At 67.4% G+C, this 13,952-nt stretch carries 13 protein-coding genes; 5 read left to right on the forward strand and 8 right to left on the reverse strand.

What is annotated here, in order from left to right; genetic code table 11:
- Positions 1–65 precede the first annotated feature (65 nt).
- Positions 66–740 carry a TetR/AcrR family transcriptional regulator gene (locus tag EAH68_RS02165; RefSeq protein ID WP_126119673.1) on the forward strand — a complete coding sequence of 225 codons (675 nt, stop codon included), beginning with the start codon at positions 66–68 and terminating at the stop codon, positions 738–740.
- Entirely contained in the window at positions 734–2,296 is a 1,563-nt protein-coding gene (locus EAH68_RS02170) for an MDR family MFS transporter (protein ID WP_126119674.1), read from the forward strand. The genes EAH68_RS02165 and EAH68_RS02170 overlap by 7 nt, the downstream gene beginning before the upstream one ends.
- Here EAH68_RS02170 and EAH68_RS02175 read toward each other — a convergent pair whose 3' ends face one another.
- From EAH68_RS02175 to EAH68_RS02190, 4 genes are all read right to left on the reverse strand, one after another.
- Positions 2,297–2,824, reverse strand: coding sequence for a GNAT family N-acetyltransferase (locus tag EAH68_RS02175; protein WP_126119675.1), 528 nt, complete (start codon positions 2,822–2,824; stop codon positions 2,297–2,299).
- Positions 2,825–2,896: 72 nt separating this feature from the next.
- Entirely contained in the window at positions 2,897–4,270 is a 1,374-nt protein-coding gene (gene phoH2 / locus EAH68_RS02180) for an RNA 5'-3' helicase PhoH2 (protein WP_126119786.1), read from the reverse strand.
- A gap of 234 nt (positions 4,271–4,504) precedes the next feature.
- A complete protein-coding gene (locus tag EAH68_RS02185) occupies positions 4,505–5,089 on the reverse strand; it encodes an LGFP repeat-containing protein (protein WP_164546372.1) in 585 nt (194 codons plus the stop codon).
- Between the two features lie 76 nt (positions 5,090–5,165).
- Complete coding sequence (locus tag EAH68_RS02190) at positions 5,166–5,822, reverse strand: LysR substrate-binding domain-containing protein (protein WP_126119677.1); 657 nt, start codon at positions 5,820–5,822, stop codon at positions 5,166–5,168.
- Between the two features lie 63 nt (positions 5,823–5,885).
- On the opposite strand from EAH68_RS02190, the gene EAH68_RS02195 reads away from it, so the two are divergent.
- Both EAH68_RS02195 and EAH68_RS02200 read left to right on the forward strand, forming a co-directional pair.
- A complete protein-coding gene (locus tag EAH68_RS02195; protein ID WP_126119678.1) occupies positions 5,886–6,224 on the forward strand; it encodes a DUF5997 family protein in 339 nt (112 codons plus the stop codon).
- Positions 6,225–6,555: 331 nt separating this feature from the next.
- Positions 6,556–7,947 carry an MFS transporter gene (locus tag EAH68_RS02200; protein WP_126119679.1) on the forward strand — a complete coding sequence of 464 codons (1,392 nt, stop codon included), beginning with the start codon at positions 6,556–6,558 and terminating at the stop codon, positions 7,945–7,947.
- Between the two features lie 77 nt (positions 7,948–8,024).
- Here the strand turns inward: EAH68_RS02200 and EAH68_RS02205 are convergent, their stop codons facing one another.
- Entirely contained in the window at positions 8,025–9,212 is a 1,188-nt protein-coding gene (locus EAH68_RS02205; protein WP_126119680.1) for an alpha-amylase family glycosyl hydrolase, read from the reverse strand.
- A 71-nt stretch (positions 9,213–9,283) separates the two neighbouring features.
- Between EAH68_RS02205 and EAH68_RS02210 the strand changes: the two genes are divergently transcribed.
- Positions 9,284–9,865 carry a TetR/AcrR family transcriptional regulator gene (locus EAH68_RS02210; RefSeq protein WP_241228245.1) on the forward strand — a complete coding sequence of 194 codons (582 nt, stop codon included), beginning with the start codon at positions 9,284–9,286 and terminating at the stop codon, positions 9,863–9,865.
- 2 nt (positions 9,866–9,867) lie between these two features.
- On the opposite strand, the gene EAH68_RS02215 is transcribed toward EAH68_RS02210, so the two are convergent.
- From EAH68_RS02215 to glyA, 3 genes are read right to left on the reverse strand one after another with little or no spacing between them, the layout of a single operon-like run.
- Positions 9,868–10,596 carry an aminotransferase class IV gene (locus EAH68_RS02215; RefSeq protein WP_164546374.1) on the reverse strand — a complete coding sequence of 243 codons (729 nt, stop codon included), beginning with the start codon at positions 10,594–10,596 and terminating at the stop codon, positions 9,868–9,870.
- Positions 10,593–12,551, reverse strand: coding sequence for an aminodeoxychorismate synthase component I (gene pabB, locus EAH68_RS02220; protein ID WP_126119682.1), 1,959 nt, complete (start codon positions 12,549–12,551; stop codon positions 10,593–10,595). The genes EAH68_RS02215 and pabB overlap by 4 nt, the downstream gene beginning before the upstream one ends.
- 5 nt (positions 12,552–12,556) lie before the next feature.
- Positions 12,557–13,849 carry a serine hydroxymethyltransferase gene (gene glyA / locus EAH68_RS02225; protein WP_126119683.1) on the reverse strand — a complete coding sequence of 431 codons (1,293 nt, stop codon included), beginning with the start codon at positions 13,847–13,849 and terminating at the stop codon, positions 12,557–12,559.
- Positions 13,850–13,952: the final 103 nt, after the last annotated feature.

A 13,952-nucleotide genomic window follows, 5' to 3' on the forward strand; every position in this document is an offset into this window, starting at 1 on the left:
CCCGGCACTGCCCGCAAAAATCTGCACTTGAGTGCAAAGATGCACTCGGTGTAAGGTGTGACCTCATGAGTGATGAGACTCCCCTCCGTGAACGCAAACGCCAGGCGACCCGCAGGCGGATTGAGGACGCGGCGACGGCGCTCGTCGAGAAGCACGGCTTCGAGAACGTCACCGTCGAGGAGATCTGCCGCGACGCCGAGATCTCGCGCCGCACCTTCTTCAACTACATGGAGTCCAAGGACGAGGCCGTCCTCGGCCTGCCGCCCATGACCGTCGCCGAGCACCGTCGCGCGCTGTTCGTGGACACCCCCACCGACAACCTGGTCCGCTCCGCCCTGGAGCACATCGTCGCCACCGCCACCGAGGCAGAGAGCGAGGACATCGAGGCCGGCGCTGACCAGAATTTCCTCGCGGAACTGCGGGAACGCCGCCACCGCATCTTCGCCGCCGAACCCTCCGTGGCGCTCATGTCCGTCAACCGCTTGCGCGAACAGGCGAAACTGATGCACCAGCTCGTCGTGGCCCACCTCGAGGCACACCCCGGGGACCGGCGGATGCCCGACCAACCCCCGGAGATCGAGGCCGCCATCATCTCGGGCCTCATCCGCGAGAGCGTGTGGCTGCACGTCTCCCGCCTGACCCGCTGCACCGACTCCCCCACTGATTCCGCCACCCGGGCACGCATGCTTCCCGAGACCGGCCGGATCATCTCAGACTTCGCAAAGGAACTGCCTTGGTAACCACCTCCCCCGCGCCGGGCGCGCAGAAGCAGGCCCCGCGCATCGGCCTCATCTTCGGGGCCCTCCTGCTCACGATGCTCATGAGCTCGCTCGGGCAGATGATCTTCTCCACTGCGCTCCCGACCATCGTCGGCGAGCTCGGCGGCGTCAACCACATGAGCTGGGTCATCTCTGCGTTCATGGTGACCATGACCATCGCCATGCCGATCTTCGGCAAGCTCGGTGACATGGTGGGCCGCAAATGGCTCTATATCTTCGGCATCGCCGTCTTCGTCCTCGGCTCCACCATGGGCGGTTTCGCACAGTCCATGGAACTGCTCATCGTGGCGCGAGCCATCCAGGGCTTCGGCGCCGGCGGCATGATGATCAGCTCCCAGGCGATCGTCGCCGAGGTCGTCCCCGCACGTCAGCGCGGCAAGTACATGGGCGTCATGGGCGCGATGTTCGGCGTCAGCTCCGTGCTCGGCCCGGTTCTCGGCGGCTGGTTCACCGACGGCCCCGGCTGGCGCTGGGGCCTGTGGATCAACCTCCCCCTCGGTCTGCTGGCACTGATCGTCTCCGTGCTGGTCCTGCACCTGCGCACCGGCAGCGGGGAGAACCGCCGCTTCGACTGGCTGGGCACTGCCCTGATGACGGTCACCACCGCCGCCCTCATCCTTCTGTCCACGTGGGGTGGCACCGAGTACGAGTGGGGTGACCCGGTGATCCTGGGGCTGGGGGCCACGACCATCATCGGCGCGATCCTGTTCGTCCTCGTGGAGCTCAAGGCCGTCAACCCCCTGATTCCGATGGCCCTGTTCCGTAACCGCAATATGGTGCTGACCACCGCCGCGGGCACCGTCCTCGGCCTGGCGATGATGGGCGCACTGGCCTACCTGCCCACCTACCTGCAGATGGTCCACTCCCTGACCCCGACCGACGCAGGCCTGATGATGATCCCCATGATGGTCGGCATGATCGGTACCTCAACGGTGGTTGGCTTCCTCATCGCGAAGTCCGGCAACTACAAGACCTACCCCATCGTCGGCATGGCCGTCGTGACGGTCGCGCTGTGGCTGATGTCGCGGCTGACCGTGGAGACCTCCCTGGTGCAGCTGGGCTTCCTGTTCTTCGTCTTCGGTTTCGGCCTCGGGCTGGTCATGCAGGTGCTCGTGCTCATCGTGCAGAACTCCTTCCCCATCACGGCTGTGGGCACCGCCACCGCGGCAAACAACTTCTTCCGCCAGATCGGCTCCACCCTCGGCGCCGCCCTGGTCGGTTCGATGTTCATCCACAACCTGCAGTCCAACCTCAGCGAACGCCTGCCCGGTGCCTTTGCGCAGCTGGGTGAGCAGGGTGCCGCCTATGCCGAGCAGTTCTCCGAGGCCGGGGGCGGGGCGAACTCCCTGACTCCGGCGGGTGTGGTCAATCTGCCCGACCCCATCCGTGAGGTGGTGCTCAGCAGCTACAACGACGGCCTGACACCGATCTTCCTGCTCATGGTTCCCCTGACCGCCTTTGCCCTGTTCATCCTGCTGCCGGTCAAACAGGACAAGCTCAAGGAGACGATCGAGTAGCTACTCCCCCGGCTTGGGCAGCAGCAGCTCGTAGATGTCGGTGTCACGCCACTGGCCGGCCATGTCGCCGTACGTCATCTTCGCCAGGTGGTGGTAGGTGCCGACCTTCTCGAAGCCGCGCGAACGGTGCAGCGCGGCTGAACCTTCGTTCTCGGGGAAGACCCAGGCGTGGATGCCCCATTTGTGCAGGTCCCGGCATACTTCGACGAGTTTGTCCAGGAGGGCGCCGGCCACGCCGCGGCCGCGGGCGTCGGGGTGGATGTAGATGGAGTTCTCCACGACACCGTGGAAGACAGCGCGGGTGGAAATGGGGGCGGCGGCAACCCAGCCCAGCAGTTTGCCCGGGTCCGCATTGTCCACGGCGACGAACACGGTCTCCAGTATCTTGTCCCGGGAGAACTGTTCCCAGGTCGGCGCCTGCGTCTCATACGTGGCGTGGCCTGATTCCAGACCCCTCTCGTAGATCGCGCGGACCTGAAGATAGTCCTCAGGCCGGATGGGTCGGAGCGTGAACGTCGCGTCTGCCATGCGAACATTGTCGCCCACGTACGTCAGGCCCCGCAAACGCTGGCGGAAGCCCGGTCCCGGGGCCCAGGCCGCCTACTTCCCATCCTCCAGCAGGTCAGTGACCAGTTCCGCGATGGCGGAACGCTCGGAACGCTGCAGTGTGACGTGTCCGAAGAGCTCGTGGTCCTTGAGCTTCTCGATCACCGCCTGCACCCCGTCATGTCGCCCCACCCGCAGGTTGTCCCGCTGCGCCACGTCATGGGTGAGCACCACCCGCGAACCCCGGCCGAGGCGGGACAGGACGGTGAGCAGGACATTGCGTTCCAGCGACTGGGCCTCGTCGACGATGACGAAGGAATCGTGGAGGGAGCGGCCACGGATGTGGGTCAGCGGCAGAACCTCGATGAGCTCGCGGGCCTGGATCTCCTCCATGACGTTGTCGGAGACCAGTCCGTCGAGGGTGTCGAAGACAGCCTGCGCCCAGGGGTTCATCTTCTCGGTCTCGGAGCCGGGCAGGTAGCCGAGGTTCTGGCCACCGACGGCATAGAGGGGACGGAAGACCACGATGCGCCGGTGCTCGTTGCGCTCGAGCACGGCCTCCAGCCCGGCGCACAGCGCCAGCGCCGACTTGCCGGTGCCCGCCCGACCACCGATGGAGACGATGCCCACGTTGTTGTCCAGCAGCAGATCGAGCGCGATGCGCTGCTCCGCGGAACGTCCATGCAGGCCGAAGGCCTGCTGGTCACCGCGGACCAGGCGCACCGTACCGTCGCGGGTGACCCGTCCCAGGGCGGACTGGGTGGAGGTGGTCAGCCGAATCCCGCAGTGGACGGGCAGCTCGGCGACGAAGTCACCGGTGTCGGTGAGAGCCCCGTCCGGCAGCTCGATCTCGCCCTCGCGGTAGAGGGTGTCGATGGTTCCGGCGTCGGTGTGCACGTCGGTGATGCCGGTATAACCGGTGAGCACGACGTCCTGCGCGTGATACTCGTCCGCCCGCAGGCCCACGGCTCCGGCCTTGACCCGCAGGGGCACGTCCTTGGTCACCAACGTCGTGTCCCGGCCCTCCTGCTGCAGGTTGAGGGCGCAGGCGAGGATGCGGTGGTCGCCCTCCGTACCGCGGAAGGCCGCCGGCAGCTGGGACTGGTCCTGGTGGTTGAGTTCCACGCGCAGGGTGCCGCCCTCGACGTTGACCGGCACGGGCTGATCGAGACGTTCGTAGGTGGCGCGCAGATCCTCGAGCATCCGCAGAGCCTGCCGGGCGAACCAGCCGAGCTCCGGGTGGTGACGCTTGCCTTCCAGCTCCGTGATCACCACAACCGGCAGGACGACCTCGTGTTCGGAGAACTTGCGCAGCGCCCACGGGTCGCTGAGCAGCACGGAGGTGTCGATGACGTAGGTGCGGAGGTCGACGGCCGAATGGTCGTCCGGGTGGCGGGCGGTGAGGTGGTCGGTGGTCGAGTCGAACATGGCGCGGGCTCCCCTGGTGTGGCGGTCCGGGTACCCGTCAGCGCCACGGGAATCATCTCGGAACACGGCCGTCGAGCCGGTACCGACTCGGGGACGGACGCGGGCCGGATGGTGGTTCATCCGGTTGCCCTCAGGCTAACCCCCGCAGGCACACGAAGAGGGAGAATTACATGGCTGTCAGATGAACTTCACCTAACTGCAACTGAAGCTCATCTGACAGCGAGGTGACCCGAGTTAGTTCTCGTCCTCCTGGACGTCGATGGAGAACTCGCCGTCCTCATCAGACAACCAGGAGATGGTGCCGTTGGTGAACTCCTGGACCTGGCCGTTGCCCTCTGGGGCGTCACCCTCCGGGCCGGTCGGCAGGCCGATGGAGTTCTCCAGGCCGCCACCGTCGAGCCACTCGTTGGCGATCTCACCACCCACAGGCACGGCACCGGCCTCCTCGGAGAACACCGCGAGGTTGCCCTCCGGATAGATGGCGAGGACCTGGCCGACGTCATTGTTCTCGATGGTCTCGGGCGTGCCCCACTCGGTGGTGAACTCCTCGAGAGCGGCGGCCGCGGCGGCAGAGATGCCGACAGTGCCCTCAGCGGTCTCGACCATGACATCCTCGCCGGTGGCCAGTGCTTCCGCGTCCGCGTCCACGGAAGGCGTGGTGGCCTCGGTGGCTTCCTCGTCCGTGGTGGTGGCGGTGGTCTCCGTCGCGGTGGTCTCCCCCGCGCTGTCACCGTCGTCGGCGCAGGCGACGACGCCGAAGCTCAGGGTCAGCGCAGCAGCTCCGGCGAGCAGGCGGCGGGTCAATGCAGTGGTCTTCATGATGGATTCCTTAATTCTGGACGGACATGTGACCGATAGTTTATATGTGTTCTGCGACACAGGGGCGGAAATGCCGCTATCTCCGCCGCGACCGGCGCGTCCGCTCATCTGCGCCACCCGCTGCCCGGCGCTGCTGCTTTGCCAGCGTCTTCTCCCGGGCGGTGCGTTTCGGTGCGGCCTGGCGGGAGGAGTTGGGGGTGCGCCCCTTGGCGATGCCGACGAAATCCTGGATCGCCTCCGAGTCGTCAGCCCTCCGCCAGACCAGCGCGATGGTGGTGACCGGGACATCGCCGAGAAAGTCCCGGTGCTCGATCTGTTTGCGCGCGAGCACCCGGATGAGCGGGCGCGGGGCGATGAGCACCCCGACGTTCGCGGCCACCACCTGGAGCCCGGTGCGGACCGCAGGGATGTCAATCCGGCCGTCCGGCGGGGTGGACCAGTTGATGATCTCGCCCTCAATATCAGCGGGTGACAACCGGTCCAGGAGCGTGAGCTCACTGTCCTTCGGCAGGGCGATCCCGGGGGCCTCCCGGTAGAGCTCGACCACGTGATACTCGTCGGTGACGCGCGGGTCGGGCAGACGGGTGAGGGCGAGGTCGGCGCGGGCATCGAGAAGCTCTGCGACCGGATCCTCCGAATCGGTGGCGAGCAACTGCCCGTGGGCGGTGCGGTCCCGGAAGCGGGTGAACCACTTGCCGGGTTCGGTGCCGGTGACGAAACTCAGGCGCAGCATGGGGGTAATGCTACCGTTGGGGGTGTGAATGAAGAGTCCGCACGTCAGCCTTCCGGTCGAGCAATGAAGCCGCAGACCGCGGCCAAGAAGCTGGGCATCTACCTGCCCGCAACCCCGGAGGAGTTCCAGAACAACGCCGTCACCCACGCAGAGCTCAAGGCCCTGCAGGAGACCCCGCCGGAGTGGCTCACTGAGCTGCGCCGGACAGGCCCGCACCCGCGTCCGGTCGTCGCCCAGAAGCTGGGCATCACCATCACTGCGCTGAAGCGCAATGACCTGGACCAGCCGTTGACCACCGCCGAGATCAAGGCGCTGCTGGAGGATCAGCCTGACTGGCTGCGTGCCGCCCGCACCGCACTGGCCGAGGGCCGCGAGAACCCGGCAGCAGAAACCGAGGACTGACAGTCCCCCTACCAGCAGAAAAGGGCGCTGAACGAACATTAAAGTTCGTTCAGCGCCCTTTTGTTCACCCCCGCACAGGGGTTTACCAAACCGCAATGCATTGCGCCCGTCGCCGGAACGGCGCGCACCGGAAATCTGTCAATACCCCCATCCACCTGCAGGGGAGCACCCCGGTACCATCATTTCCACAGGTCAGACCATGAAACGCGCCCACCGACCCCCGGGCAGTTACTAGGGACGCCCCTAGTTTCATGTGTTCTGGAACACTTCTACAGTTCGGTCATCCTCTCCGTCACAGAGGGAAGTCATCCGGACCACAGAAGGAAGAACAGTGAACACCACCGAAACATGGGCATCGCCGGCGCACCGCCGCACGGTGTACCTCGTCCTTGCAGTCGTCGGCATCTCCATCCTCTTCGACGGCTACGACCTCGTCATCTACGGCGCCGTCCTGTCCTCCCTGCTCGAGGATCCCAGCCACATCGGCCAGCTCTCCCCCGCCGTCGCCGGCACCCTCGGCTCCTACGCCATGATCGGTGTCCTGATCGGCGCCCTGTCCGCCGGCGCCATCGGCGACCGCATCGGCCGCCGCAAGGTCATGCTCACCGCCATCGCCTGGTTCTCCGTCGGCATGGGCCTGACCGCCATGGCCACCTCCATCGCCATGTTCGGCTTCCTGCGCTTCGTCACCGGCCTGGGTGTCGGCATGATCGTCGCCACCGGTGGCGCCATCATCGCGGAGTTCGCCCCCGCCAACCGCCGCAACCTCTTCAACGCCATCGTCTACTCCGGTGTCCCCATGGGTGGCGTCATGGCCTCCCTCTTCGCCCTCGGCTTCGAGGACATGGTCGGCTGGCGTGGCCTGTTCTGGATCGGCGCGACCCCCATCCTCTTCCTGCTGCCCCTGGCATTCTTCGCCCTGCCGGAGTCCCCGCGCTGGCTCGTCACCCGTGGCCGCAAGGCCGACGCCCGTGCAGTCTGCGTCCGCCACGGCCTGCCGGAGGAGAAGTTCCTGGCCGAGCCGGCCACCGCGCCCGCCACCACCTCCGGTGCCCGCTCCGATCTGGAGAAGACCGGTTTCGCCGGCATCTTCTCCCGCTCCTACCTCACCGGCACCGTCCTCATCGGCGTGATGTCCTTCATCGGCCTGCTGTCCACCTACGGGCTGAATACCTGGCTGCCGAAGATCATGCAGGCCAACGGCGCCAACGCCCATGACTCCCTGTACTCCCTGCTCTTCCTCAACGGTGGCGCCGTCGTCGGCGGCCTGACCGCCTCCTGGATCGCCGACCGCATCGGCGCCAAGGCCGTCATCACCTCCACCTTCGCCCTGGCTGCGGCGTCCCTGGCGATCCTGCCGCTGTTCACCTCCGTTGCCCCGATGTACCCGTTCATCATCATGGCCGGCATCGGTGTCATCGGCACCCAGGTCCTCACCTACGGCCTGGCCTCCAACTACTACGGCACCGCCTCCCGTGCCGCGGGTGTCTCCTGGGTCGCCGGCTTCGGCCGACTCGGCGGCATCGTCGGCCCGGCCATCGGCGGCCTGATCATCGGCGCCGGCTTCGGTCCGACCGTCTCCTTCTGGATCTTCGCCGGTGCCGCCCTGGTCGGTGCCGTGGCCACCTTCCTCATCCCGCGTTCTCCCGCGGAGGCCGAGATCGTCTCCTCCTCCGAGCCGGTCGCCCCGACCAAAGAAGAGTCCGCACTCAACGCCAACTAGGCGCTTCTCCCCCTGACGGATACTGCCCCCGCCCACCGGTCACGGTGAGCGGGGATTTTCCGTTGTCCCGACCGGGCTCACCACTGCGCGGCGAAGCGCTCCCCGTCGTCGAAGACGAGTTCCACGGAGACCGGGGCGGATGTCAGCGTCGCCTCGAGGCGGTGGCCGTACCCGGTGACGGTGTAACGGATGGTCTCGTTGGTGGTGTCCAGCACCTCGACCTGCCCGCGGGTGAGCCAGGGGTGGCGGCGGCGCAGGGCGATGAGCTCGCGGTGGAGCTCGAACATGGCGGCAGCCGGGAGCGAGAGCACCACCGGGGTTTCCGGCAGAGCGGGCCGGATGGGATCGTCAGTGGCGAAACCGGTGCCCTTGACCCCGCGGAAGGCCTGTTCATCGCCGTAGTAGATGCTGGGCACGCCCGGCAGGGTCAGCAGCAGCACGGCCGCCAGGGCTGCCCCTTCATCGCCGACGGTGCTGGCGATGCGGTCGACGTCGTGGTTGCCCACGAAGGTCTGCATGGGACCGGCCGCCATGAACTCCCGATGGCGCCCCAGGGCATGGGCCAGTTCGTGGAAGTTCACGTCCTTGACCGAACTCCAGATGGCTTTCCACAGCTCGTACTGGGTGACGGTGTCCAGGTGTCCCTCGGTGATCAGCGCAGCGTAGTCGCCGTGGATGATTTCGCCGAGGAAGACGGCGTCAGGGTGTCGCTGCCGGACCCGGTCGACGATCTGCGCCCAGAACCAGGTGGGCACGGAGTAGGCGACGTCGAGGCGCCAGCCGGCGATGCCGCGGTCGAGCCAGTGGTTCATCACGTCGACGACGAGCTCGGCGGTGCGGGGGTCGTCATGGTCGAGCAGGGCCAGATCACCGTGCCCCTCCCAGGGTTCCGGGCTGCCGTCCGGCAGGCGACGGACGGGGCCACCGTCCGCGACCATCGGGTGGTGGATGCCGACGTGGTTGAACACGCCGTCGAGGAGCACCTCAATGCCGCGCTCCCGGCAGGCGGCGATGAGCCGGTCGAAGTCGGCGTCATCGCCCAGACGGGGGTCGATGCGGAAGTGGTCGAGGGTGTCATAGCCGTGCGTGCTGGAGGCGAAGACCGGAGCGAGCAGCAGCCCGTTGCAACCAAGCTCGATGAGGTGGTCGAGCCAGTTGATCAGCCGCGGCAGGCGGTGCGCCTCGTCCCCAGTCGACCAGTCGCGGATCGGTGCGCCGGTGGCGCCGAGAGGATAAACGTGCCAGAAGATGGCGTGGTCAAGCACGGGTACTCCTATTGAGTCGAGATCAGTAACTGCTATTGACCTTAACTCAACAGCAGGTAGGGTTGTCAACCGTGAGCACCCGCAGACGCCTGAGCACCACTGAACGCCGCGCCGCCATCCTCGAGGCCGCCCGCGCCCACTTCGCCACCACCGATTACCCGGCGGCCTCCGTGCCGACCATCGCCGCGGCCTCCGGCAGTTCCCAGTCGCTGGTCTTCCACTACTTCTCCTCCAAGGCAGACCTCTACGCCTCCGTGGTCGAAGACTCGCTGCGCTCACTTCTCGATGCCCGTCTCACCGCCGTCACCGCCCTCAACCCCGGCCACCCGGTCCGCGAGCGCATCAGTCACCTGCTCCAGGTGCACCTCGACGCCCTACAGAAGGATCCCACCCTCCTGCCCGGCGTCGGCGAACCGGAATCCGCTCTCACCCACCGGCATGCCGCCGACACGGAACTGGTCGGCCAGCTGCGTGAGATCATCGGCATCGGCGATTTCCCCCGCCATACCTGGGCGCTGTGGGGCTGGGTGGGTTTCCTCGACCACGCCGGCCGCCACTGGGTGGAGCTCGGCTGTCCGCAGGACCAGCGCTGGCCCCTCATCGAGGCCGCCCTCGGCGCACTGGAGGGGGCGCTGGGCGACTGGGCGGTGTGAAGTCAGTTCCAGCGCAGCAGCGTGGTCACCTCGGCCGCACTCACCGGGGTCGGTTCCGTCACGGCCCGAAGCCGCGTGCCGTCCTGCCCCACCCAGCCGACCACCTCGGTCCAGCCGTGCAGGGCACTGCCCGCCCATACCGGGTACTGCCGTAACTCCGTCGGCGTCACCGGCCGCTGCCCCACCCCGTCCAGCATCTCCCGGGTCGCGGTCACCGTCACCGAGGGCAGCTGACCGGGGTGTTCCGGGACCATGAGCCGGTCCCCCTCCCACCACGCCAACGCGCAGTTCGCCCCCTCCACGACCAGGCCGTCGGCGGACCAGAGAAGCGCATCGTCCGCCCCGTGTTCCTGTGCCTGCGCCCGCAACCGTGCCAACACGGGCAGATCCGGACCCTTCACGCGCGGAACAACCCGCGGATCCGGTTCCGGTGGCACCCACAGCACCGTTCGGGTCCGCAGCGGCGGCGCAGGACGGACCCGCAGGTAAAGCGTCTGACCGTGGGCCTCGATACGGGGGAACCAGTTGCCCTCGTGCGGCACCGCCCGTCGTACCGCCGTCAGGAAATCACCCACCTTGATCCCGGGCAGGCTGCCCGCGAAACGCTCTTCATGCAGGTGCCGGCTGCCCACATAACCGTCGTGCTCCAGCCAGGAGTCGACGACATCCGGCCGGCTGTCCGGCTCTTCCGCCGGCACCAGCTCAGCCCCGTCCCAGCGCAGCAGTGTCACTGCGGGAACTCCCGGTCCAGCAGCCGCAGCAGCGGGGCGGATTTGGTCACAGTCTCCTCGTACTCCCCCACCGGATCCGAGAGCGCGATGACCGCCCCGCCGACGCCGTAGCTCAGGCCGTGCCCATCAGCGACAATCGTGCGGATCACCATGGACAGGTCCATCGCCCCGTCGAGCGAGAAATAACCGATGCCGCCGGAGTAGATGCCGCGCGGCCCTTCCTCCAGCCGGTCGATGATTCCCATGGTGCGGATCTTCGGCGCGCCCGTCATGGAACCACCCGGGAAGGCCGCCCGCACCGCGTCCACGGCCGTCCGTCCGGGAGCCAGGCGGCAGGTGACGGTGCTGACGAGCTGGTGGACGGTGGCGTAGGACTCCACCTGGAACAGCGGCTCCGCGCGCACGCTGCCCGGCTCGGCAACCCGGCTGAGGTCGTTGCGCACGAGGTCGACGATCATGAGGTTCTCGGCGCGGTCCTTGTCGTTGACAGCCAGATCCGAGCGCAGCCGGGTGTCTTCCCGCGGATCTGCACTGCGCGGCCGGGTGCCTTTGATGGGCCGGGATTCCACCAGCCCCTCGGCGCTGACCTGCAGGAAACGCTCCGGTGTGGAGGAGAGCGCGTTCACGCCACCGATCCGCAGCAGGGAACCGAAGGGCGTGGGGTTGGCCGCACGCAACGCCGCATACGCCGCACCCACGTCCAGCGTCCCGGGGGCGGTGAGTTCATTGGTCAGGCAGATCTCATAGGACTCGCCCTGACGGATCTCCGCCAGGCACTGCTCCACCAGCTCCAGGTAGGCCGTGCGGGAGTGGCGGGCGCTCAGCGAGCCCACCGCACCCTGCTTCTCGACGCCCGCCGGCGCCCCCAGCCCCGCCACCCGCCGGGCGGTTTCCGTGCACCACTCGCGCTGGGCGGCATCATGTTCGGATCCGATGAGCGCGATGAGGTGCGTGCGGCGCAGTGCATGGTCGATGACCACCGCCCGGTCCGCGAAGATCATCCCCAGATCCGGATACCGGGAGACGTGGGCCGCGGAGCCACCGCACTCGGCTTTCAGCTCGTAGCCGAGCCAGCCGACCCAGCCGCAGGTGAAGCCGAAGTCCGTCTCCCCGGCGTCGATGGTGTTGGCGGCGAGATCCGCGGCCAGCTCCTCAAACAGCGAACGTTCCGGATCAACCCGTTCGCTCCACACGCGGGCCAGTGGTCCCGAGGCGTCGCCGAGGTAGCTGAAACGCCCCGTGCCGTGGTCTGGGGTCGTCGAGTCCAGCCAGAAAGCATCCGCCGAGTCCGCGAAGAACTCCGCGTACACGGCCTCGCCGTCACACTCCCCCTCGACGGTGACGGTGTGCAGTCGCCAGCGGGAACGCGAACGCCGGTTGCGTTCGGCGGCCAGGTCCAGGAAGTTCGCGATGAGGGTGTGGCCGTCGAAACCACCGATCGACTCGGGGTGGAACTGCACGCCCCACTGGGGCAGCCGCCGGTGGGCCAGGGCCATGACCAGTCCGTCCGGCGTCCGGGCGGTGACCTGCAGGTCCCCGGGCACATCACTGACGATGAGGGAATGGTAGCGGACGACGTCGATAAGCGGGGGCAGTGAGGTGAAGAGACCCGAGCCGTCATGACGCACGGGGAACACCCGCCCGTGGACGGGCTCCGGGGCCAGATCCACCGTGCCGCCGTGGGCGAGGGCGAGGGCCTGATGGCCCAGGCAGACCCCCAGAATCGGGACACGCCCGTCGCGCAGGACATCCAGGCACATGCCGATGTCCCCGTCGCGCTCCGGGCGGCCGGGACCCGGCGAGATGATGACGGCGTCGAAAGTGGCGACGCGGCCGACATCCCAACCGGGTTCGTCGTTGGTGATCACCTCAGGGGTGACACCGGTGATGTCCTCGACATAGGCGACCAGATTCCAGGTGAAGGAATCCCGGTTGTCGATGATGAGGACACGCACGGCGACTAGTTGATCTTCCAGTCCTCGAGACCCTCGTACAGCGGGTACTGGTCGGTCAGCTTCGCCACGCGGGCGCGCAGCTTCTCCACATCCGCGTTCTTGCCGTCCACCAGTGCGGTGCCGATGATGTCGGCGACCTCGGTGAAGGCGGCGGCGTCGAGACCGCGGGTGGCCAGCGCCGGGGTGCCGATGCGCAGGCCGGAGGTGACCATCGGCGGGCGCGGGTCATTCGGCACGGCGTTGCGGTTGACGGTGATGCCGACCTCATGGAGGAGGTCCTCGGCCTGCTGCCCGTCCATGTCCGAGTTGCGCAGATCAGCGAGCACCAGGTGGACATCGGTGCCACCGGTGAGCACGTCGATGCCGGCGGCCTTGGCGTCTGCGGCGGTCAGTCGCTCGGCGAGGATCTTCGCACCCTCGATGGTGCGTGCCTGACGGTCCTTGAACTCATCGGTGCCGGCGAGCTTGAGGGCGACGGCCTTGGCGGCGATGACGTGCATCAGCGGTCCACCCTGCTGGCCCGGGAAGACGGCGGAGTTGATCTTCTTGGCCCACTCCTGCTTGGCGACGATCAGGCCCGAACGCGGACCCCCCAGGGTCTTGTGCACGGTGGTGGACACGACATCGGCGTGCGGCACCGGGGAGGGGTGCAGATCAGCGGCGACCAGGCCGGCGAAGTGCGCCATGTCGGTCCACAGGTAGGCGCCGACCTCGTCCGCGATGGAGCGGAAGGCCTCGAAGTCCAGGGTGCGCGGGTAGGCGGACCAGCCGGCGATGAGCACCTTCGGGCGCTCGGCCAGGGCCTGCTCACGGACGCGGTCCATGTCGATGCGGTGGGTCTCCGGGTCGACCTCGTAGGCGGCGACCTCGTAGAGCTTGCCGGAGAAGTTCAGCTTCATGCCGTGGGTCAGGTGACCACCGTGGGCCAGGGACAGGCCCATGATCTTGTCCCCGGCGTCGGCCAGGGCGTGCAGGACAGCAGCGTTGGCCTGGGCACCGGAGTGCGGCTGGACGTTGGCGAACTCGGCGCCGAACAGGGCCTTGGCGCGGTCGCGCGCCAGGTCCTCGACGATGTCGGCGTTCTCGCAGCCACCGTAGTAACGGCGGCCCGGGTAACCCTCGGCATACTTGTTGGTGAATACCGAACCCTGTGCCTGCAGGACAGCACGCGGCACGAAGTTCTCGGAGGCGATCATCTCCAGGAAGTCGCGCTGACGGGTGATCTCGCCGCCGATGGCAGCGTGGACCTCAGGGTCAAGAAGGGACAGCTCCTGGTTGAGGGAGGACTCAGCGGTCATGGGCGTTTCAGCCAGCCTTTCTAGGAATTCACGGCAGTCGATGAATCAGCTTAGCGTCCTGGGGTTGTCCCGTACCCCCGAACCCCGGACAGAAGTGAGGCAG

Origin of the sequence: Corynebacterium hylobatis, from assembly GCF_003955685.1 — a bacterium.
GTDB lineage: Bacteria > Actinomycetota > Actinomycetes > Mycobacteriales > Mycobacteriaceae > Corynebacterium > Corynebacterium hylobatis.